We start from the raw sequence: 19,895 nt of genomic DNA on the forward strand, positions 1-19,895 counted from the left end.
CTATTGGGGTGGACGCCCAACTTTTTTGCCGCTTTACTGATGGTTAAAAGTTCCATGAATTTATGGTAGTTATTTTGTTATGTTTTGTCAATATTTGTTGGCTTGTTAGCAGCTGCTACATACCTCCCGGGCCAGTTGAATAAATGTATCTTCCAGGCTTTGTTCGGTCTGGGCGAAATGCACCACCTGGGCTTCCGTCCCGACCACCGCTTTCAGCAGCGCCGCCACGTCGGCAGAACCGCCGGACAGGCTGAACTCCACCTGGCCGGCGGATACGTTTAGAATCTCCGTTCCGGCCCAGCCCCCGATCACTTCCAGGGCGGCTTCGGCCGGGCCGTTGCAGCGCAAAATAAATTTTCTCACCCGGTCCCCCGCCAGCATTTCGCCAAGCGGGCCCTGCCGCAACAGCCGGCCCTCCCTGATCATGCCCACGTGGGTGCACAGGTCGGCCAGCTCGGAAAGGATGTGGCTGCTGATGATAATCGTCTTACCCATGCGGCACAGTTCCCGCAGGATCTCCCGCATTTCCACCCGGGCCAGCGGGTCGAGCCCGCTGGCCGGCTCATCCAACAGCAGCACCGCGGGGTCGTGAATCAGCGCCCGGGCCAGGCAAAGGCGCTGCTGCATGCCCCGGGACAACGTATCCACAAAGGCCTCGCGCTTGTGGCCCAGTTCCACCAGTTCCAGCAGGTCGTCCCGCAGTTTGCGGGCGGGCTCTCCCCTGATGCCGTAAGCGGCGGCGTAAAACAGCAGGTATTCTCCCACCCTGAGGTCGTCGTAGACGCCGAAGAAGTCGGGCATGTAGCCCACCACTTCCCGGATGCCCCGGGGGTCGCGCACCACGTCCCGGCCGGCCACCTCGGCCCAACCCCCGTCGGGCACCAGCAGCCCGGCCAGGATGCGCAGGGTGGTGGTTTTGCCCGCCCCGTTCTGGCCGATAAAACCGTACACCGACCCCTCCGGGACATCCAGGTCCAGCCCCTGCAAAGCCGCTACCCGGCCGTATTTTTTAACCAATTCCCTGGTTGTGATCATGCCTTTTCACCCCCGTAGGCCACCGCCGGCGGCAGGAAATAAAACCCGGTGCCCTTGGCGGGCTCGCCGCCCAGCACCCGCACCCTGACCTCCCCGCCGGCCGTGGCGTAGTCTCCGGGCAGGTCAAAGGTGCTTGAGCCGGCAAGGGTTTGCCAGTCGCCCCGCCCCGGGTGGTAAACCTGCAGCACCCCTTCGGGAACCGCGGCAGGTGACGGCGCCGGCGGGCCCATGCCGTTCCTGATGTTGCTCTTCACCGGGAAATAATCCAGGTGCAGTGTAATTTTATTGATTTTTGCTCCCGGCTCCAGGTGGGGTTTAAACATAAATTCCAGCGAGCCGCCCTCCAGGCCCAACAGGTTGTTGTGCCCGAAAAAGCCCCTGACCTGCTGGTCAACTACTTCCGGGATCACCAGACCGGCCGGGATGGTGAACGGCCCGGGCAGCAGTTTGATCTCCGGCCTGAGCACAAACATAGTCAGGTAATAGGGCCGGCGGCTCAGATTCTTGATCCCCGGTTCACCGGCGGGATTGTCGCTCCAGGCCAGCACGGTCAGCGGCCAGCCGGTTTCCACCGGGCCCCGGCGCGTGATATTGCCCATCCAGTTATCCATTAAATAAACCTTGCGCTGTTCCTCGACATTGAGGCGGCGGCCCGGAGGGAGCGGCTCCGGCGGCATCCCCGGCTTGGGCGGGGACGGCGGACCCTGCGGGTACATGAACACCTGCCAGGAAGACGGGTACGGAGGCTGGTACTGCCCCTGGGGATTGTATTGCGGAGTGGCGACTTTCATTTCCACCCCGGCGCTTTCACCCGGCTTCAGATCCCCCGCCACCTTGTAGTCGGAGCCAAAGAAAAATGTTACGTGATCCAGATTGAGCCCGGTTTTGTTTTGCACCCTGCCCTTGATCTTGTTTCCCTCAACTTCAACGGACGCGGTCAAACCCCGGGCGGTTTCGGCCACGTTGTCGTTCCGAAAGGAGATTCCGCGCATGTTCCACTGGGAAGCGTCGCTGAAACGCACGGTCAGGTCGGAACCCCTGATCACGGTAAACGGCGGTTCGTCATCCTCATTCATCAACTCCGGCGGGCGGCCGCCCAGGGCCTGCACCTGCACCGGCCTGTCCGGGTCTTCCAGCACGGCTTCAAAATTTGGCCTGGTGGGCGCAAAATAGCCCACTGCGGTATAACCGGCGGGTTGCGCGGTATCCCGGTTGTCCACCACCTGCACCACGTTGGCCAGCACGCTGCCCCCGGTCCATACCATGTACAGGTAAACCGACCCGGCAAACAGCACCGCCAGCAGCGGCACCGCCACCCAGGTGTATTCGGGGTGCCGGACCCGGCGCAGCAGCAAGTAGACGCCCGGGGCGGCCAGCACCAGAAAAGCCAGCAGGAACAGCCCCACCGGGCGCCAGCCCGGAAAGGCCTCCGCCGGCAGGTTGTTGGTCAAGTGCACCAGGCTGCCATGCATGTAATCGTTGTAATAAGGGTCATAGCCCCATTTTTCATGGTCGGAGGGAGCCAGAAACTTCTGCCACAAACTTTCCCCCGGTGCCCCGGCCCGCCAGGGAGCCTGGTTGGGGTTAAACCCCAGCACCGTAACGCTGCCTTCCCCCAGGTTAAACTGCATACCCAGAGGGCTGCCCTGCGGCCCCCAGGGGTCCCCCGCCCCGGACAGGCGGGCCACCGGCGCGGAAGCCGGCCCTGGGACGCTTGTTCCCAGCCACCGGGCGGCGGGTTGCCAGTCGGACCGCTCCGCCATTTCCCCCACGGTCACCGAAATAGTATCTCCAGGTAGTACGGCCAGGGCCTCGTTGATCTCCAGGCCCCCGCCCACCACCAGCCGGCCGCCTGACTTCACCCAATCCACCAGCGCCCGGCGCTGCTCGCCGGTTAAGGCGGAGGCGCCCGGGCCGGTTACCAGAATGGTCCGGAACGCGTTTAATTCTTCGCCCCGGCGGGGAAACAGTTCACCGGTGAGCCGCAACACCGCCGGCGCCCGGGGCACCCCGTCGGGCATGGTGACCCGCACCCTTTCCAGTGCCGGTGGAACCTCGCCCAGCACGCCCGCGGCCCCGGGCACGGGCCCGTTCAGGGCCGCTCCGGGCACCTTTTGGGTGGTCCTGGCCAGTTCCCTGTCGCCGCTGCGAAAAACAAAATCAACCCGCTCGCCGGGCCCGTTCACGGGAAACCACAGGATAATTTTCTTTTCACCCCCGGCCGGCAGCGAAACCCGCTCGCCGAAGGCGGCGAAAGGAAAGTACCTGGTAGGCTGCCTGGTTCTGGGCGCACCCGGTGGGGGCGGCGGGGTGAAATTCTGGTAGTTGATCGCCTCAATCACCCCGGATAGATCACTCCCGCCCGTGTTTTTCAAATGCACCACGGCCGGCGCGTACCTGCCCGGCACCACCTTTCCCTGCCAGCCCAGTTCCGCCTTGATTTGCACCGGCTTGTCCGGCGCGGCCGCAACCTCGCCCGGCGGCGCCAGGAAAAAACATAACAAAAGGATGGCCAGCGTGACCGCCGGCCAGCCGCCCTTGATCGCTTTAACCACTGAATACCGGTTCCCCTGCCCGTTCAAGCCACCGACACCTCCGCACTTTATTTCCTTTATATAATACTGACGAAAGCCCATTAAGTTTAGTTCCGAAATATTAAAAAAATAACCCCAGTCCGTTCCACCACGCCCGCCAACACCTTTTGGCCCAACACGGCGCAATGATAACAGCTGAACATAACAATCGGCAAATCAGGGAAATTTATTTATAACTATTTGATTTCGCTGCAAAAACCGTTACTTGTATCTGGCGATCCGGCGGCATCAATCGTTCGTTTCACAATTTTACTCTTAAGGACGGTGAAGCTTGTAGTTAACGCTTGCAACTCACTGCCTAACTACTTCTTCACGCCCTAAGGGGTCATGACTCTTGGGATATGACGGGCTAGGAACCGCATCCAGTGTTCCACTCACTCCAGAAATCCGCCGGATCGCCTGCCGCTGTGGTGTTTTTGCAGTTAAATCCTATTTCAATTTATAAAAAATGAAAAAAGGAGTTTTTGCCGGATGAGCATGTTTTGTAATCAATGTGAGCAAACCGCCCGGGGGTTCGCCTGCACCGTTGCGGGCGTATGCGGAAAAACCCCCGAAGTGTCGGCCCTGCAGGATCTGTTGCTGCATGCCGTAAAGGGTCTGTCCCTGTTCGCCGTGGAGGGACGACGGCTGGGAATTGTTGACCCGGAGGTCAACGGTTTCACCGTCAAAGCCATTTTTTCCACCCTCACCAATGTGGACTTCGACCCGGAGCGCTTTGACGCGCTGATCAGGCGCGGCGTCGAACTCAGGGAGCGCATGCGGGAAAAAGTGGCGCAAGCGGGCGGCAAGGTGGATTTCGCCGATCCTGCGGCGACTTTTCAACCCGCCCCCGACCTGAAAGGCTTGATTAAACAGGGCGAGAGCATGGGCCTGGTCATCGACCGCCAGGCGAACGAGGACATCCAGTCCCTCCAAACTATCCTGGTGTACGGCATCAAAGGCGTGTCGGCCTATGCCGATCACGCCCGCATCCTGGGCCAGGAAGATGACAAGGTTTTCGCCTTCATTCACGAGGGTCTGGCGGCCCTGACCAACAAGGAACTTACCAAGGACGACTGGTTAAAACTGGTGCTCAAGTGCGGCGAGATCAACCTGCGTACCCTTGAACTGCTGGACAAGGCCAACACGGACGCCTTCGGGCACCCCGTGCCCACAGAAGTGCCACTGGGGCACAAAAAGGGCAAGTGCATCCTGGTATCGGGCCACGACCTGAAGGACCTCTCCGACCTTTTGGAACAAACCGGGGGTAAGGGAATTTACGTCTATACCCACGGTGAAATGCTGCCCGCCCATGGCTACCCGGGCTTGAAAAAGCACAAGCATTTATACGGCCACTTCGGTACAGCCTGGCAGAACCAGAAAAAAGAGTTTCCCAGTTTCCCCGGCGCCATCCTGATGACCACCAACTGCCTTCAGGAGCCCCAGGAATCCTACCTGAACAACATTTTCAGCACCGGCCTGGTGGGCTGGCCCGGGGTCAGGCACGTGGAAAACGACCAGTTCGGCCCGGTGATTGAAAAGGCCCTGGAAATGCCGGGCTTCCCCTCGGACGAGGACAAGGGCACCGTGATGGTGGGCTTTGGCCGCAACGCCCTGTTTGGCGTGTCCGAGAAAATTATCGACCTGGTCAAGCGCGGCGCCATCAAGCACTTTTTCCTGGTGGCGGGCTGCGACGGCGCCAAGCCCGGGCGCAATTATTTCACCGAGTTCGTGCAAAAAGTGCCCCGGGATTCCGTGGTGTTGACCCTGGCCTGCGGCAAGTTCCGCTTCTTTGATTTAAAGCTGGGCGATATCGAGGGCATCCCGCGGCTTATCGACATCGGCCAGTGCAACGACGCTTACTCCGCCATCCAGATCGCCCTGGCCCTGGCGAAAGCCTTTAACTGCGAAGTCAACGACCTGCCCTTGCACATTGTGCTTTCCTGGTACGAGCAAAAGGCGGTGGCCATCCTGCTGACGCTTTTGTACCTGGGCATCAAGGATATTCGCCTGGGGCCCAGCCTGCCGGCATTTATTTCGCCCAATGTGCTGGATGTTCTGGTGCGGAACTTCAACATCAAGCCCATCAGCACCCCGGACGAAGACCTGGCCGCCATTTTAAACAAACCAGCGTAAATAAGTTTCATCAATCAAAACCGACCGAAAACCCTTCCTGTTACTCGGAAGGGTTTTCTTCTTTCATAAAGTAGATAAAGCGCCAGCGGCAGGGCGATCCGGCGGCTTTCTGGAATGAGTGGAACACTGGAAGCGGTGTTTAGCCCGTCATATTCAAGGATAATCACTTTTCACTTGACTTGCGGCAATCACGTGCTTTACAGTTAATGAAGTAAATTTGTTTTTCCGCAAGTGTGAGTAACGGAGGGCAGACTAATATGGCCAACAAGGTGCTGGTTGTTGACGACGAAAAATCCATCGTCAGGCTGGTGACATTTAACCTGGAAAAAGAGGGGTTTACCACGCTGGAAGCCTATGATGGCGAAGAAGCGCTGCAAAAAACGCGGGAAGCCAATCCCGACTTGATAATCCTGGATATCATGCTGCCCGGGTTGGACGGGCTGGAGGTGTGCCGCCGCATCCGGCGGGAAGGGATGCAGCCGGCAGTGATCATGCTCACCGCCAAGGACCACGAAATAGACCGGGTCCTGGGCCTGGAACTGGGGGCCGACGATTATATCACCAAACCGTTCAGCCCCCGCGAGCTTGTCGCCCGGGTCAAGGCGGTCCTCAGGCGCACGGCTAAACAGGGGGAATCCCCCCGTTCCGGCGAAGCAATAAAAACCGGCGGGCTGCTCATTGACCCGGAAAGGTACGAGGTAAAGCTGAACGGGCGGCCGGTTGAACTGACGCCCAAGGAATTCGAACTATTGGATTTCCTGGCGCGCAACGCGGGCAAAGTAATGACCAGGGACATATTGCTCAACCATATCTGGGGTTACACTTACGACGGGGACACCAGGATCGTGGACGTGCATGTGAGCCACCTGCGGGAAAAAATTGAAACCAACCCCAAAAATCCCGTTTTTATCAAAACAATCCGAGGGGTCGGCTACAAATTTCAAGGTTAGAAGACTAATCGCTAACGCTATCTCATCAGAAAAATAAAACACCATAGCAGCAGGCAATCCGGTGGATTTCTGGAGCGAACGGAGCACTGGGTGCGGTGAAGCCCGTCATACCCCAAGAGCTTGACCCTGAAAGGGCGTAGAGTATTGCTTTGGCAGGGTGTTGAAAGCGTTGACAAAAAGCAACTTAACTACTACGAGGGAAATTGCGAAGTGAGCGATTGATGCCGCCGGAGCGCCAGATACAAGTACCGTGTAATATTTTTCAGGATTAGAATAGTAAATAAACCAGGAGAGCGGAAATGTTCAGGCGGCTGCGTTGGAGAATGACGGCAACCTATATCGGCCTTGTGATCCTGTCCATGTTGATGCTGGGGGCCTTCCTATTACACTCTTTGGAAGACTATTTCTACAACAACCTGGAAGCCAGGCTGCAAACCCAGGCTTTATTGGCCTGCCGCCTGGTTCAGGAACAACCGGACGGCTGGAACACCGCATTTATGGAAACCCTGGCCGAACAAATCAGTAGTGATGTGGGAGCGCGCGTCACCATTATCGATGCTAAAGGCGTAGTTATGGGTGATTCCGAAGAAAATGCCGCGCAAATGGAAAACCACCTGAACCGGCCGGAAGTGCTGCAGGCCCGGAGCCGGGGGTCCGGAATGGTAATCCGCCACAGCAGCACGCTGGATGCGGATATGATGTACGTTGCCGTGCCCATTACGGAAAACGGCCGCACAACGGGGTTTATGCGGCTGGCGCTGCCCCTGACGGAAATCAAACATGCCTTTTTCAAGCTGTGGTCGGCGGTGCTCATCGCCATTTTACTGGTTGTGCTTGTCACGGCTCCGGTCAGCCTGGGCCTGGGCAAGAAGGTAACCGAACCGGTGGAAAGATTAATTGACTTTGCCCGGCAAATTTCCCGGGGGAATTATCACCTCCGGGCCAGGGTGACCAGCAATGATGAAATCGGGGAACTTACCCGGACACTGGACGAAATGGCGCAAACCATCAAGGAAAAGGTCAACTTGATCACCGAAGGGAAAAACAAGCTGGAAGCAGTTTTGGCCGGCATGACCAGCGGGGTTATCTTTGTAAATAAAAAGGGCCGGATTGACCTGGTCAACCCGGCGGCGGAAAAGTTTCTCGCTTTTATGGCCGGGGGAGCGGCGGATATACCCCATAATGCACTGATCAGGTACCCGGAGCTGTCCGAGGCAATTAACGAGGCGCTGCAAAACGAAAAAGTGGTGAAACAGGAGATTAAAATCTCCGTCCCGGAGGAGACGATCCTGGAAGCCACCATTTCACCTTTCCGCGATCAGGATGGAAAATTAAACGGGGTTGTGGCCGTGCTGCATGATATCACGCAAATACGCAAGTTGGAAAGAATGCGCAGGGAATTCGTGGATAACGTTTCCCATGAATTGAGAACGCCGGTGACGGCGGTGAAAGGTTTTACCGAAACATTACTGGACGGCGCGCTGGACGACCGGGAAACCTGCCGGGAGTTCGTGGAAATCATCGACCGCGAGGCGGGCCGCTTGAGCAGGCTGGTTCAAGATCTCCTGGACCTTTCCAGGATCGAGTCCAAGCACGTTACCTTGAAGCGAAAACCGGTGGACATGGTTGCGCTTATCCGCGCCACCGCCGTCAAGTTTCAGGGGCAACTGGAAAGCGCGGGTCTCAAAATAAATTTGCATCTGCCCGCCAGCCCTATTTTCGTTGAAGTTGACAGCGACATGATGGAACAGGTTTTGATCAACCTGGTGGACAACGCCATCAAGTACACCCCCCCGGGGGGGCTGGTGGAAATGGAAATTGCCGGCCGGGAACAGGATATCGTGGTGCGGGTGCGCGACACCGGTATCGGGATACCACCGGAAGATTTGGACAGGGTTTTTGAACGGTTTTACCGGGTGGACAAGGCCAGGAGCAGGGCACGGGGCGGTACGGGATTGGGTCTCAGCATCGTCAAACACATCGTGGATATCCACGGTGGAACCGTTGGAGTCAACAGCACGCCCGGCAAAGGCTCGGAATTTTTCTTCACGCTTCCGAAAAAGGCGGCGGGGTAAAACACCCCCCGCCTTTTTCATTAATCAAGCCGCCGTCAGCCGCCGGTGAATATACCTGCCCAGCCAGCGGGCGCCGAAATTAAAGGCCAGCACCACCATGACCAGCATCGCCGCCGAGCCGTCGGCCACCCGCCGCACGTCGGGTATGATGCCCTCCGAATTAACTTTCCAGATATGCACCGCCAGGGTTTCCGCGGGGCGGAAAGGATTCAAGGGAGAATCCGGGCTGAAAATGTTCCAGTTGGAAAAATCAAGCGCGGGACTGCTCATGCCGGCGGTGTAAAGCAGCGCCGCCGCCTCACCGAAAACACGCCCGGAGGTAATAATAATTCCGGTAATCAAGCTGGGAAAAGCGCCGGGTATAATAATCCTCCAGATGGTCTGCCAGTGGGTTGCCCCCAGGGCCAGGCTGCCCTCGGCCAGTTCCCGGGTAACGCCGCGGATGGATTCCTCGGAAACCCGCACCAGGAAAGGCAAGTTAAACACTGTTAATGCCAGCGCCCCGGACATCAGGGAATACCCCCAGCCGGTGGCGTTGACGAAAACCAGCAAACCAAACAAACCCACCACAATGGAAGGCAAAGAGGTCAACGTTTCAATGGCGACGCGCACGGCCTCGGCCAGGCGGCTGCGCCCGGCGTATTCGGCGAGGTAGATCCCGGCCAGCAGGCCAATGGGAATGGAAATGGCCATGGTTAGAATTAAAATGTAAAAGGAGTTGAAAATCTGGGGACCAATGCCGCCCCCCGCCCTGATGGACTGCGGTGGCGAAGTGATAAACCGCCAGTCTATGGACTTCAAACCGTGGTAAAAAATGTAACCGATCAGCGTTCCCAATATAAGCAACACCAGCCCGGCCCCCACCCAAAACATGATGGTGGCCGCGCGGTCCCTGGCCCGTGCATTCACTGGACGGCCCCCCTTCTCACCACGACCCTGATAATTAAAATAAAGCACAGTGACATCAGTAACAGCAGCAGCCCCATGGACCAGAGGGCGTTGTTCCAGGTGGTGCCCATCACGGTAGCCCCCATGTCCATGGTAATGGCACTGGTCAGGGTCATCATGGGACTCAAGATGGAAGTGGGAATTTCCCGCGTATTGCCTATAACCATTTGCACCGCCAGTGCTTCACCAAAGGCCCGGGCCATCCCCAGCACCACGGCGGTAATCAAACCGGACCGGGCAGCCGGAACCAGCACCATCCGAATGGTTTGCCAGCGAGTTGACCCCAGGGCATAGGAGGCATGTTTCCATTCCACCGGCAAAGCACGGATACTGTCCGTGGAAACGCTGATAATGGTGGGTAAGATCATTACCGACAGGACCAGGAACCCCGCCAGCAAACTAAAACCCCCGCCGCCTAAATAAGTCCTGATCAAGGGCACCAGCAGGCTCAGGCCGATATAACCGTACACTACCGAGGGTATACCGGCCAGGAGTTCAACCGCGGGCTGCAGCACCCGCTGCCCCCAGCCCGGGGCGATTTCCACGATAAAAACTGCCACGATAATCCCCAGTGGAGCGCTTACCCCCACCGCCAGCAGGGATACCAGCACAGAGCCGGCAATAAAAGCCTTGGCGCCAACCAGCGGACCTCCATCAACCGCGGCGCGGTCCGGCGCCCACTGGTCGCTTAATAAAAATTCACGCAAGCTGATTCCATTGGTAAAAAAGGTGGCCAGCCCTTTCGAGCTGATGAAATAGATAATGGAAACGGTAAGTACAATCACAAGGGCCGCGCAGAACAAAGTAAGACCACGGCCCGCCCTGTCGCAAAAAAATTTCCAATTCATAAATCCATACCCCTTCAATGATATAAACATGGAAACAGGCGAGGAGATTTGGGGTATAACCCCAACAGCACCTCGCCATCTATCTTAAGATATACTCAATTTACTTTTTGGTAACGTTCCCCCGGACGTCTCGTTCCACTTTCATTTCTGTGACCGGAATGTAGCCCAGTTCGGGAACCAGCGTTTTCTGTACCTCATCCGACAGCATATAATCGAGGAAATCCTTGGCCAACCCCGCGGGTTCCCCCTTGGTATACATGTGTTCATAAGCCCAAACGGGATATTTGCCTTCTATGATATTCTCTTTGGTGGGCTCGACGCCGTCAAGTTTGAGCGGCTTTACGCTGCCGTCCAGGTAGGAAAGGGCCAGGTAACCAATGGCGCCGGGGGTTTCGTTAATGATTTTACGCACTGTACCTGATGAATCCTGTTCGATACCCCGGGCCTCTTCAGCGCCCTTCAGAGCATATGTCTTAAAGGTGGCCCTGGTGCCGGAACTTTTGGGGCGGTTGACCAGTTGAATTTTAACATCGGGACCGCCCAGGTCTTTCCAGTTGGTGATTTTGCCGGTAAAGATATCAATCAATTGTTGCTGGGTTACATTGTCCACCGTTATGTCAGGGTTTACCACGGCGGCCATGCCGACCACGCATACTTTATGGTCAACCAGTTGAGCAACTTCTTCCGCGCCGAGTTTTTCTTCCGCAAACACATCCGAGTTGCCTATATCGGCTGCGCCCTGTGACACCTGGCTGAGACCCGTACCGCTGCCGCCGCCCTGCACAACAATCTGGGCCCCGGGATTTTTAGCCATAAACTGAGACGCCGCCTCTTCCACCAGGGGCTGCAAAGCAGATGAACCCACCGCGGTAATGGAACCATTGGCGCCGCCGCTCTGTTGCTCCCGGGCCCGGGGCTGTTCACCCTGCTTCTCCGTTTTACCGCCACAACCTGAAACTGCCATCATTAAGGCACCAATCAGAAACAGGGCAAGAAAAATTTTAGACCGCATTTTTTAACTCCCTTCCTCCTTTTTAATAATTTGGTTAATCTATCTGATTCAAAATATAGCAAAGGGATTTTAAGCAGGATTAAATCTAATGTAAATTACGTAAAGATAAGATTAAAGTTTTGCAGTGAACCCCGTGAAATTAAATCAATGCGAAAACCGCCCGTAACAAGGCGGTTATGATTCGTTCAATTCAAGCCTTTCTCCGGTGATCATGTAGACGATCCACTCGCTCAAATTGGTAGCGTGGTCCCCTATGCGCTCGAGATACCTGGCAATAAATAAAAGATAGGTAGCCTGCTTGATGTTTGCGGCGTCCCGGGTCATAAAGGCCAACAATTCATTGAACACCTGGTGGTATAGGATATTGATGTCGTGATCGTGCATGGCGGCTTTCAAGGCCATGTCGCGATCCTGGTTGACGTAAGCGGCCAGGTTTTCCCGCACCATTTTCTGCGCCAGCTCGGCCATGCGCGGCAGGTCGACCAGCGGTTTGATCAAAGGTTCTTCGCCCAAAGAAAGCACCACTTTTGCAATATTGCTGGCATAATCGCCCATTCTTTCCAGGTCCGTGTTTATTTTAAGGGCGGTGCCGATGAACCTGAGGTCCCTCGCCATGGGCTGTTGCAGCGCCAGCAGGGACAGGCATCTCCGTTCGATATCCAGTTCCAGCCTGTCGATTTTTTCATCATCCATCACCACTTTTTCCGCCAGGTCAAGGTCCTGCCGTTTCAACGCGGTCACGGCCGTTTCAATGGCGGTTTCCACCAGTTTACCCATCAAAAGAATGTCATTGCGCAGATTATTTAATTGTTCTTGAAAAGACTCTCTTACCATTTCCCAAACTCCCTTTAACCGAACCTGCCGGTAATATAGTCTTCGGTACGCTTATCCCTGGGGGCGGTGAAGATATTGTTCGTATAATCATATTCAATCATTTCACCGTTGAGAAAGAAACCCGTGTAATCTGATATCCGGGCCGCCTGCTGCATGTTATGGGTTACTATGACAATGGTGTAATTGTTTTTCAACTGGTGAATCAGGTCCTCCAGTTTGGCGGTGGAAATGGGATCCAGAGCGCTGGCCGGTTCGTCCATCAAGATCACTTCCGGCTCCACCGCCAGCACCCGCGCCAGCACCAGCCTTTGCTGCTGCCCGCCCGACAAGCCCAGGGCGGATTTGTGCAACCTGTCCTTGACTTCGTCCCAGAGGGCCGCGGCCTGCAAGCTTTTCTCCACGATTTCCGCCAGCGTCTCCTTGTTTTTGATGCCGTGAATGCGCGGGCCATAGGCGATGTTGTCAAAAATGGACATGGGGAACGGGTTTGGTCTTTGAAATACCATTCCCACTTTTTTGCGCAGCGCCACCGGGTCCACCCCCGGGGCATAGATATTGTTTCCATCCAACAGCACTTCGCCTTCAATGCGCGTCCCCTCAATTACGTCATTCATCCTGTTTAAAGTCCGTAAAAATGTTGATTTCCCACAGCCGGAGGGTCCAATCAAAGCGGTTACCCTGTGCTCTCTGACCGGCAGGCTGACGTTAAACAAAGCCTGAAAGTTCTTATAGTACAGGTTAAGACCTTTTGTTTCCATCTTATTGCCCACGCTATTCATCATCCTTTGCAAAACAGTTATACGCCTGCCCCATGCCTGTAATCGTATTAAATCATTATTTAATTTAGCAAATAACTTTTAAGTGTAATTGAACTGATTGTAAGGATTGTAAATTGAGCATTTAATTTATGTTAAAAGATTATGCCGGCAAAAAACCTCCCCGTTTTTTCATAAAGTAGAAAAAATGCCGGCGGCAGGGTGCTCCAGCTGCTTTGCACAGCCCGTCATAGCCCGAGAGAGCCATGACCCCTTAGGGCGTAGAGAAACGAATTGGCTGTTTGTAAAGCGTTGACAACAAGTAGCTCCGCTATGGACTTGGCGTGCTGAGAAATATATAGGAATTTTTTTCTATTCCTGGTCGGAGGCTATATAACCAGTTGTGTCACTGTATCTTGTAATAAGTATGAAGAATATTTTTCTCCTTTTTAGGCAAAATAATTATGAGGTGACAACTATTATGGAGATATTGCAAATTCTTGAAAAAGTCATTGACATTGGTAAAACACCACAGCGTTTACAAAAAGAAATAAATGTACTTGAAGTAAGCAACCTGTGGATTCAGCTAACTTATAGATACGATGTGGCGGAAGAAACACAAATTTTATTAAACTTTGTAGAAGATGGTGATTTAAAAGTCGTTATGGAACTAGGAATGAAACGACTTAATAAACAAATAGATATACTTGAGAAATGGATAAAAGATTACGCTATATCTGCTCCAGATAGGCATCGTGCTGTTGTTAATACTGTTATCAAGCCGGAAGTTATTTCAGACAAATATATCTTTATAAGAATCTTTTCTGGTATACAGGCTTTTTTAAGTATCCATTTAAATGCTTTTATACAAACTCCCTCACCAAAATTAAGAGAATTATTTAGAGAGTTTTTGTTGGAAGAAATTAATATTTATGATAAAGTTTTTGAGTATGGTAAGCTTAAAAATTGGATTTCTGAACCGCCTTCTTTTAGAGTTTAACGGCGGAAAGACTTAAGTTTAAATGCCCGGCAGACATGCCGGGCGAACACAAAAAACCCCTCCCGTTGTTCGGGAAGGGTTTTCTTGTGAAGTTCACCGGCCGGCTAAGCCAGCACGGCGGCGCAGCGGGGGCATACCTCGGGGTGCCGCTGGTCGCGGCCCACCTCTTCGTGGTACATCCAGCAGCGAGCGCACTTGCCGCCCAGCGCGCGGGACACACCCACCGCCAGGCCGGGCACCTCTTCCACCGATAGCGTGTCGGCGGTTTTTTCCGCCAGCGGGTGCAGGGTAACCCCGGAGACGATGAACAGCGTCGCCAGGTCATCGTACAGCGGTTTGATAAAACCTGCCAGCTCCTCGCCGGCGTACAGGTGCACCCTGGCCTCCAGGGAATTGCCGATCACCTTTTCCTGCCGCGCCCTCTCCAGTGCCCTGGTGACCACGCCGCGTATTTTCATCAGGCGGCTCCACTTTTCTTCCAGAGCCGCATCAAGGTATTTCTCGCCGGGCTCGGGCATATCGGTGAGCTGCACGCTCTCGGGTTCGCCCTGCGCTTTCGGCAGGTAGCGCCAGATTTCTTCGGTGGTGAAGGCCAGAATGGGCGCCAGCAGGCGCACCAGCGCGTGCAGCGACTGGTACATCACCGTCTGGGCCGACCGCCGGGCGGTGGAGTCCGCCTTTTCACAGTACAGCCGGTCCTTGATGATGTCCAGGTACTGGGCGCTCATGTCCACGGTGCAAAAGTGATGGATAGCGTGGTACACCGTGTGGAACTCGTAATCACGGTATGCCTGCAGCGCCCTCTCGATCAACCGGTGCAGCTTGAGCAGCGCCCAGCGGTCCAGTTCCGGCATTTGCTCGTACGGCACGGCGTCCCGCTCTGGCGCGAAGTCGTAAAGATTGCCCAGCATGAACCGGCTGGTGTTTCTGATTTTACGGTACGACTCGGTCAACTGCTTGAGAATGGACTGGGAAACCGCCAGGTCGCCCCGGTAGTCCGCCGAGGACACCCACAGGCGCAAAATGTCGGCGCCCATTTGCTGGATCACTTTCAGCGGGTCCACCACGTTGCCCAAGGATTTACTCATCTTGCGGCCGTTTTCATCCACCACGAAACCGTGGGTAAGCACCGCCCGGTAAGGAGCCCGGCCCGCAACCGCCACCGACGTGCTGAGCGACGAGTTGAACCAGCCGCGGTGCTGGTCGCTCCCTTCCAGGTACAGGTCGGCGGGCCAGGAGAGGTCGGGCCAGATTTCCGGTTCGTCCAGCACGGCCAGGTGGCTGGAACCGCTGTCGAACCACACGTCCATGATGTCGGTTTCCTTGGTGAACTCCCCGGCCCCGCATTCCGGGCAGGTCAGGCCGGGTGGCACCAGGTCCTTGGCCTCCCGGGCGAACCACACGTCGGAGCCGTGCTCCCGGAACAGTTTCTGCAGGTAACTGATAGTTTCGTCATTGATGATTTCCTTGTTGCAGGAGTTGCAATAGAAAATGGGAATGGGCACGCCCCAGGTCCGCTGGCGCGATATGCACCAGTCGCCCCGGTTGGCCACCATGTTATGGATCCTGTCCCTGCCCCAGGCGGGGATCCAGCGCACGTTGTCGATGGCCTCCAGCGCCGCCTGGCGGAACCCTTCAATGGAGGCGAACCACTGCTCGGTAGCCCGGAAAAACACCGGGTTCTTGCAGCGCCAGCAGTGCGGGTACTGGTGGCTGATCTTGTCAACCTTAATTAAAGCACCGGTTTCCCGCAGCGTATCGATGATACCGCTGTTGGCCTCGTGGTACACTTGACCCGCGAACTTGCCGGCCTCTCCGGTGAAGCGGCCCCGGCCGTCCACCGGCGAAAGGATGGGCAGGTCGTACTTCAACCCCACCAGGTAGTCCTCGTGGCCGTGCCCCGGCGCGGTGTGCACGCAGCCCGTGCCCGCATCCAGGGTGACGTGATCGCCCAAAATCAACAGCGAATCCCGGTCGATGAAGGGATGGCCGCAAACAATTTTTTCCAGTTCATTGCCCTTGTACTGCCCAATAATCTCGCCTTCCGGCAGGCCGGTTTCCCGCAGGAATTGTTCCTTTAGCTCCCGGGCAACGAGCAATTTTTCGCCGCCGGTTTCCATGAGAATGTAATCAAAATCCGGGTGCAGGGTGATGGCCAGGTTGGCGATCAGGGTCCACGGCGTGGTGGTCCAGATCACCACGTAAGTGTTTTCCTCCGGCAAAACGCCCTTGCCGTCCCGCACGGGAAACTTGACGTAAATGGAGGGCGATTTTTTTTCGGCATACTCCACCTCGGCCTCGGCCAAGGCGGTCTCGCAGGTGGCGCACCAGTAAACCGGCTTCAATCCCTTGTAGATGTAGCCCCGCTTGGCCATCTCGCCGAAAACGCCGATCTGCCTGGCTTCAAAGTGGGGCATCAGGGTGAAGTAAGGGTGTTCCCAGTCGCCGCGCACGCCCAGGCGCTTGAACTCCTCTTTTTGAATTTCGGCGAATTTCAGGGCGTACTCCTTGCACTTCCGCCTGAATTCAACAGTGTCCACGGCGTGACGGTTGAGGCCCAGGTTTTTGATCGCCTGCTGCTCGATGGGCAGGCCGTGGGTGTCCCAGCCGGGCACGTACGGGGCGTCGTAACCCGCCATGGAATGAAACTTGACCACGATATCCTTGAGCACCTTGTTCAGGGTGTGGCCCAGGTGGATGTGACCGTTGGCGTAGGGCGGGCCGTCGTGCAGGATGAATTTCGGTTTGCCGCTGTTTTTTTGTTGCACCTTGCGGTAGATATCGATATCATCCCAGTATTTCAGGATTTCCGGTTCCCTCTGGGGCAGGTTGCCCCGCATGGGAAAGCCGGTTTTAGGTAGATTGAGCGTTTTTCCGTAGTCCACTTTTCCGACACCTCATTCTATTAAATCTCGTCGCTCCACTCATTCCAGAAATCCGCCGGATCGCCCCTTGCTGCTCGTTTTGGTTATCCGGGCGCTCCGGCGGTTTCTTCCATTCGTTCCACAATTCTACCCTTGTGGCCGGAGCGGCCTGCTATCAACGCTTTCAACAGACAGCTAGATTACTTCTTCACGCCCTAAGGGGTCATGGCTCTCGGGCTATGACGGGCTAAGCACCGCTTCCAGTGTTCACTCATTCCAGAAAGCCGCCGGATCGCCCCGCAGCTCGTTGGATTATCCGGGCGCTCCGGCGGTTTCTTCCATTCGTTCCACAATTCTACCCTTGTAGCCGAGCTACCTGCTGTCAACGCTTTCAACAGACAGCCAGATTACTTCTCCACGCCCCAAGGGGTCATGGCTCTTGGGCTATGACGGGCTATTTTACGCCACTAAAATAAAAACCGTCCCGGTAAGGGACGGATTTTTTCCGCGGTACCACCCTAATAGGACCGGCGACATGCCGACCCCGCTTTGTACCGGTAACGGCGGCTGCCGGACGGGCTTATTCTCCGCAAGGATTTCAGCCGTCGCCTCCCGGGTGATTTTCAACGCTCGCCCGTACCCGGCTCGCACCAACCCGGGCTCTCTGAACAAACGGTCTTAACGTTTACTCTTCCCGTTCACCGGCTTTACAACTACATTATTATATAGAACAAAAGCGTTATAGTCAATATTTGAGCATTTACGGGCAAATAGCTTTGTATGCTGCGCATTCTTTTGGGGTTTCCTTTCAGCCGCCCAGTTTGTCCCGTACTTCCGCAGCCGACAGGCCTTCAATCCGGATCGTTTTATTGCGTCCGGTATGGCCCTGTACGATAGCCACCCTGCTCTTGGCCACCCCGAACAACCGGGATAAAAATTCTATGCAGGCCTTGTTGGCCGCCCCGTCCACCGGCGGCGCCGTCAGGCGCACCTTTAGCGCCCCGTCCAGAAAACCGGCCGTTTCGTTTTTGGAGGCCTTGGGCTGAACCCGCACCCTGATGGTAACCCCGCCGTCATCCTGTTTCAGATCCAGCATGTCATCACTCCGCCGGAGTTGTTTCTCCCTGCTCCAGGTCGCCAGCGGGGGCGGCGCCGGGCTCGTTTTCCCCCGGGTCCGCCGCGTCTTCCCCAACCCGGGCGCGGCTAACGGCCGCTTCAACCCAACCCGGGCCGATCCTACTCATCAGTTCACGGGCCTCTTCCTCCTGGCCGTCCAGTAAATTCAGCTGGGCTTCCAGGAACGATCGGAATTTAATCCGGAAAATGCCGGCCTGTTTCTCCAGGAAACGGTACTCGTCCATGACGGCCCGAACCCGGTCCTCGGCCTCCTGGATCCGGTGCCGCGCCTTTTCCCGGGCTTCCTGCAACACCCGCCGCGCCTTTTCCTCGGCCTCCCCGGTGATTTTCTCCGCGTTGAGGCGCGCTTCTTCCAGGATCATCTCGGCCTCCCGCCTGGCATTGTTCTGCAGATCTTCAGCATTTTTCTGGGCCATGATCACGGCGTCCTTGATAATTTTCTCCATTTCCTGGTAGCGGGCCTTGGCGGCCTCGCTTGTTTCCAGCTTCTCTTTCAGCGATTGGTTTTCCAGATACAGGGCCTCGTAATCCTGCACCAGTTGGTCCAGGAATTGGTCCACTTCATCCTCGTTGTACCCGCGAAAAGAGCGTTTGAATTCCTTTTTCTGTATATCCAGGGGGGTCAGCACCCAACCACCTCCAAGGTATTACTGATTCCAGAAAGCCTCCGGATCGCCCTGCTCTGCTCGTTGGGGTATCCGGGCGCTCCGGCGGTTTCCTCCATTCGTTCCACAATTCTACCCTTGTGGCCGGAGTTACCTGCTGTTAACGCTTTCAACAGACAGCCAAATTACTTCTCCACGCCCTAAGGGGTCATGGCTCTCGGGCTATGACGGGCTAAGCACCGCTTCCAGTGTTCCACTCATTCCAGAAAGCCGCCGGATCGCCCCGCAGCTCGTTGGATTATCCGGGCGCTCCGGCGGTTTACCGGCGACCGACCACTTATTGGTACCTTCTTAGCACCACGGTAATGCGGCCCTTTTTAGTTTGGCCCCCGGTCTCCACCACCTCAACTCTGCCGCGACCCCGGGCGGAAATCATGTCCCCGGTTTTGACCGCGGCCGACGGGTCGAGACGGGGGCGCCAGTTGAGAAAAATTTTGCCGGCTGCTATCTCTCCCGCCATTTTGCTCCGGGACAATCCAAACCCGTGCGCTGCCACCGCGTCCAAGCGCATTGACTGCACCGTGGCCCTGATTTCCCGGTACACCTGCTCGGGCGGCGCCAGTTCCTCCCGGGCGATCTCCCGAACGGTGACACTCACCCGCCCCACGGCGCCGAGTCCTCCCACTATGTAGCCCGCCACTTCCCGGGCCACGATCACCTGGGCGCCGTTTTCACCCACCAGGATGTCGCCCAGCTTGTCCCGGCGCAGTCCCAGGCCCAGCAGGGCGCCCAGGTAATCGCGGTGCGTGGCCGGGTGAAAACGGAAGTTTCCCCTGATTTCAATGAAAGCCAGCCCGGTGTCGACTCCGGCGTGCTGTAAATAATCGGGGTAAATTAAAACCCGCGACCTTTCCGCCGCGGGGTACCCGCCGTCAACCATTGCCGCCAGGCCGGGGACCGACTCCACGATCCGGGCTACCAACCCGCAGCGGTAAGGGTCATAAAAACCGGTGGCCTGGGGCCGGTGCGTTTTCTGAACCATTTCCGCCAGGTCGAGAACCCGGGCCAGGATTTCCCTGTCCTCCGGAGAGGTTGCCGCATCCAGCAACTTCTCGCGGTTCAT

Annotated in this window: 15 protein-coding genes and 1 other annotated feature; of the genes, 4 read left to right on the forward strand and 11 right to left on the reverse strand. The window is 56.2% G+C overall.

The annotated features are described in order from the left end of the window. Positions 1–105: 105 nt before the first annotated feature. A complete protein-coding gene (locus IT084_RS09290; protein ID WP_195712589.1) occupies positions 106–1,035 on the reverse strand; it encodes an ABC transporter ATP-binding protein in 930 nt (309 codons plus the stop codon). Then, on the reverse strand, positions 1,032–3,617 hold the full coding sequence (locus tag IT084_RS09295) for a DUF4350 domain-containing protein (RefSeq protein ID WP_195712590.1): 2,586 nt from the start codon (positions 3,615–3,617) through the stop codon (positions 1,032–1,034). Before IT084_RS09295 ends, IT084_RS09290 begins: the two co-directional genes overlap by 4 nt. 489 nt (positions 3,618–4,106) lie before the next feature. Between IT084_RS09295 and hcp the strand changes: the two genes are divergently transcribed. The 3 genes from hcp to pnpS all read left to right on the forward strand — a co-directional run bounded on the left by hcp (position 4,107) and on the right by pnpS (position 8,769). Beyond that, positions 4,107–5,744, forward strand: coding sequence for a hydroxylamine reductase (gene hcp / locus IT084_RS09300; protein ID WP_195712689.1), 1,638 nt, complete (start codon positions 4,107–4,109; stop codon positions 5,742–5,744). A gap of 257 nt (positions 5,745–6,001) precedes the next feature. Next, positions 6,002–6,694: a response regulator transcription factor gene (locus tag IT084_RS09305; RefSeq protein ID WP_195712591.1), complete on the forward strand. Its 693-nt coding sequence runs from the start codon at positions 6,002–6,004 to the stop codon at positions 6,692–6,694. Between the two features lie 299 nt (positions 6,695–6,993). Then, on the forward strand, positions 6,994–8,769 hold the full coding sequence (gene pnpS / locus IT084_RS09310; protein ID WP_195712592.1) for a two-component system histidine kinase PnpS: 1,776 nt from the start codon (positions 6,994–6,996) through the stop codon (positions 8,767–8,769). 24 nt (positions 8,770–8,793) lie between these two features. Here the strand turns inward: pnpS and pstA are convergent, their stop codons facing one another. The 5 genes from pstA to pstB form a co-directional block, all read right to left on the reverse strand. Further along, positions 8,794–9,678, reverse strand: coding sequence for a phosphate ABC transporter permease PstA (pstA, locus tag IT084_RS09315; protein ID WP_195712593.1), 885 nt, complete (start codon positions 9,676–9,678; stop codon positions 8,794–8,796). Then, entirely contained in the window at positions 9,675–10,565 is an 891-nt protein-coding gene (pstC, locus tag IT084_RS09320) for a phosphate ABC transporter permease subunit PstC (RefSeq protein ID WP_195712594.1), read from the reverse strand. The genes pstA and pstC overlap by 4 nt, the downstream gene beginning before the upstream one ends. A gap of 100 nt (positions 10,566–10,665) precedes the next feature. Further along, entirely contained in the window at positions 10,666–11,577 is a 912-nt protein-coding gene (locus IT084_RS09325) for a phosphate ABC transporter substrate-binding protein PstS family protein (RefSeq protein ID WP_195712595.1), read from the reverse strand. 174 nt (positions 11,578–11,751) lie between these two features. Continuing rightward, complete coding sequence (phoU, locus tag IT084_RS09330; RefSeq protein WP_195712596.1) at positions 11,752–12,411, reverse strand: phosphate signaling complex protein PhoU; 660 nt, start codon at positions 12,409–12,411, stop codon at positions 11,752–11,754. A 14-nt stretch (positions 12,412–12,425) separates the two neighbouring features. Then, positions 12,426–13,190, reverse strand: coding sequence for a phosphate ABC transporter ATP-binding protein PstB (gene pstB, locus IT084_RS09335; protein ID WP_243276890.1), 765 nt, complete (start codon positions 13,188–13,190; stop codon positions 12,426–12,428). Between the two features lie 457 nt (positions 13,191–13,647). Between pstB and IT084_RS09340 the strand changes: the two genes are divergently transcribed. Then, positions 13,648–14,166 (forward strand): DUF3231 family protein, encoded by a 519-nt coding sequence (locus tag IT084_RS09340; RefSeq protein ID WP_195712597.1) that lies wholly within the window; start codon positions 13,648–13,650, stop codon positions 14,164–14,166. Between the two features lie 104 nt (positions 14,167–14,270). On the opposite strand, the gene ileS is transcribed toward IT084_RS09340, so the two are convergent. The 4 genes from ileS to IT084_RS09360 all read right to left on the reverse strand — a co-directional run bounded on the left by ileS (position 14,271) and on the right by IT084_RS09360 (position 19,895). Then, the gene (ileS, locus tag IT084_RS09345) at positions 14,271–17,051 is read right to left on the reverse strand and encodes an isoleucine--tRNA ligase (protein WP_195712598.1); all 2,781 of its coding nucleotides are present in this window, start codon (positions 17,049–17,051) and stop codon (positions 14,271–14,273) included. A 466-nt stretch (positions 17,052–17,517) separates the two neighbouring features. Further along, positions 17,518–17,741, reverse strand: a binding site (T-box leader). A gap of 97 nt (positions 17,742–17,838) precedes the next feature. Beyond that, entirely contained in the window at positions 17,839–18,126 is a 288-nt protein-coding gene (locus IT084_RS09350) for a DUF167 domain-containing protein (RefSeq protein ID WP_195712599.1), read from the reverse strand. 4 nt (positions 18,127–18,130) lie between these two features. After that, entirely contained in the window at positions 18,131–18,796 is a 666-nt protein-coding gene (locus IT084_RS09355) for a DivIVA domain-containing protein (protein ID WP_195712600.1), read from the reverse strand. A 313-nt stretch (positions 18,797–19,109) separates the two neighbouring features. After that, the gene (locus tag IT084_RS09360) at positions 19,110–19,895 is read right to left on the reverse strand and encodes an RNA-binding protein (RefSeq protein WP_195712601.1); all 786 of its coding nucleotides are present in this window, start codon (positions 19,893–19,895) and stop codon (positions 19,110–19,112) included.

This window comes from Desulfallas sp. Bu1-1 (assembly GCF_015594625.1).
Classification (GTDB): domain Bacteria; phylum Bacillota; class Desulfotomaculia; order Desulfotomaculales; family Desulfallaceae; genus JADNRQ01.

Bases quoted from the DNA above. Each gene is read 5' to 3' on its own strand.
- pnpS (WP_195712592.1), top strand. From the start codon at position 6,994: ATGTTCAGGCGGCTGCGTTGGAGAATGACGGCAACCTATATCGGCCTT.
- IT084_RS09350 (WP_195712599.1), bottom strand. From the start codon at position 18,126: ATGCTGGATCTGAAACAGGATGACGGCGGGGTTACCATCAGGGTGCGG.
- IT084_RS09290 (WP_195712589.1), bottom strand. From the start codon at position 1,035: ATGATCACAACCAGGGAATTGGTTAAAAAATACGGCCGGGTAGCGGCT.
- pstC (WP_195712594.1), bottom strand. From the start codon at position 10,565: ATGAATTGGAAATTTTTTTGCGACAGGGCGGGCCGTGGTCTTACTTTG.
- IT084_RS09325 (WP_195712595.1), bottom strand. From the start codon at position 11,577: ATGCGGTCTAAAATTTTTCTTGCCCTGTTTCTGATTGGTGCCTTAATG.
- pstB (WP_243276890.1), bottom strand. From the start codon at position 13,190: ATGAATAGCGTGGGCAATAAGATGGAAACAAAAGGTCTTAACCTGTAC.
- IT084_RS09340 (WP_195712597.1), top strand. From the start codon at position 13,648: ATGGAGATATTGCAAATTCTTGAAAAAGTCATTGACATTGGTAAAACA.
- hcp (WP_195712689.1), top strand. From the start codon at position 4,107: ATGTTTTGTAATCAATGTGAGCAAACCGCCCGGGGGTTCGCCTGCACC.
- IT084_RS09305 (WP_195712591.1), top strand. From the start codon at position 6,002: ATGGCCAACAAGGTGCTGGTTGTTGACGACGAAAAATCCATCGTCAGG.
- IT084_RS09360 (WP_195712601.1), bottom strand. From the start codon at position 19,895: ATGAACCGCGAGAAGTTGCTGGATGCGGCAACCTCTCCGGAGGACAGG.
- phoU (WP_195712596.1), bottom strand. From the start codon at position 12,411: ATGGTAAGAGAGTCTTTTCAAGAACAATTAAATAATCTGCGCAATGAC.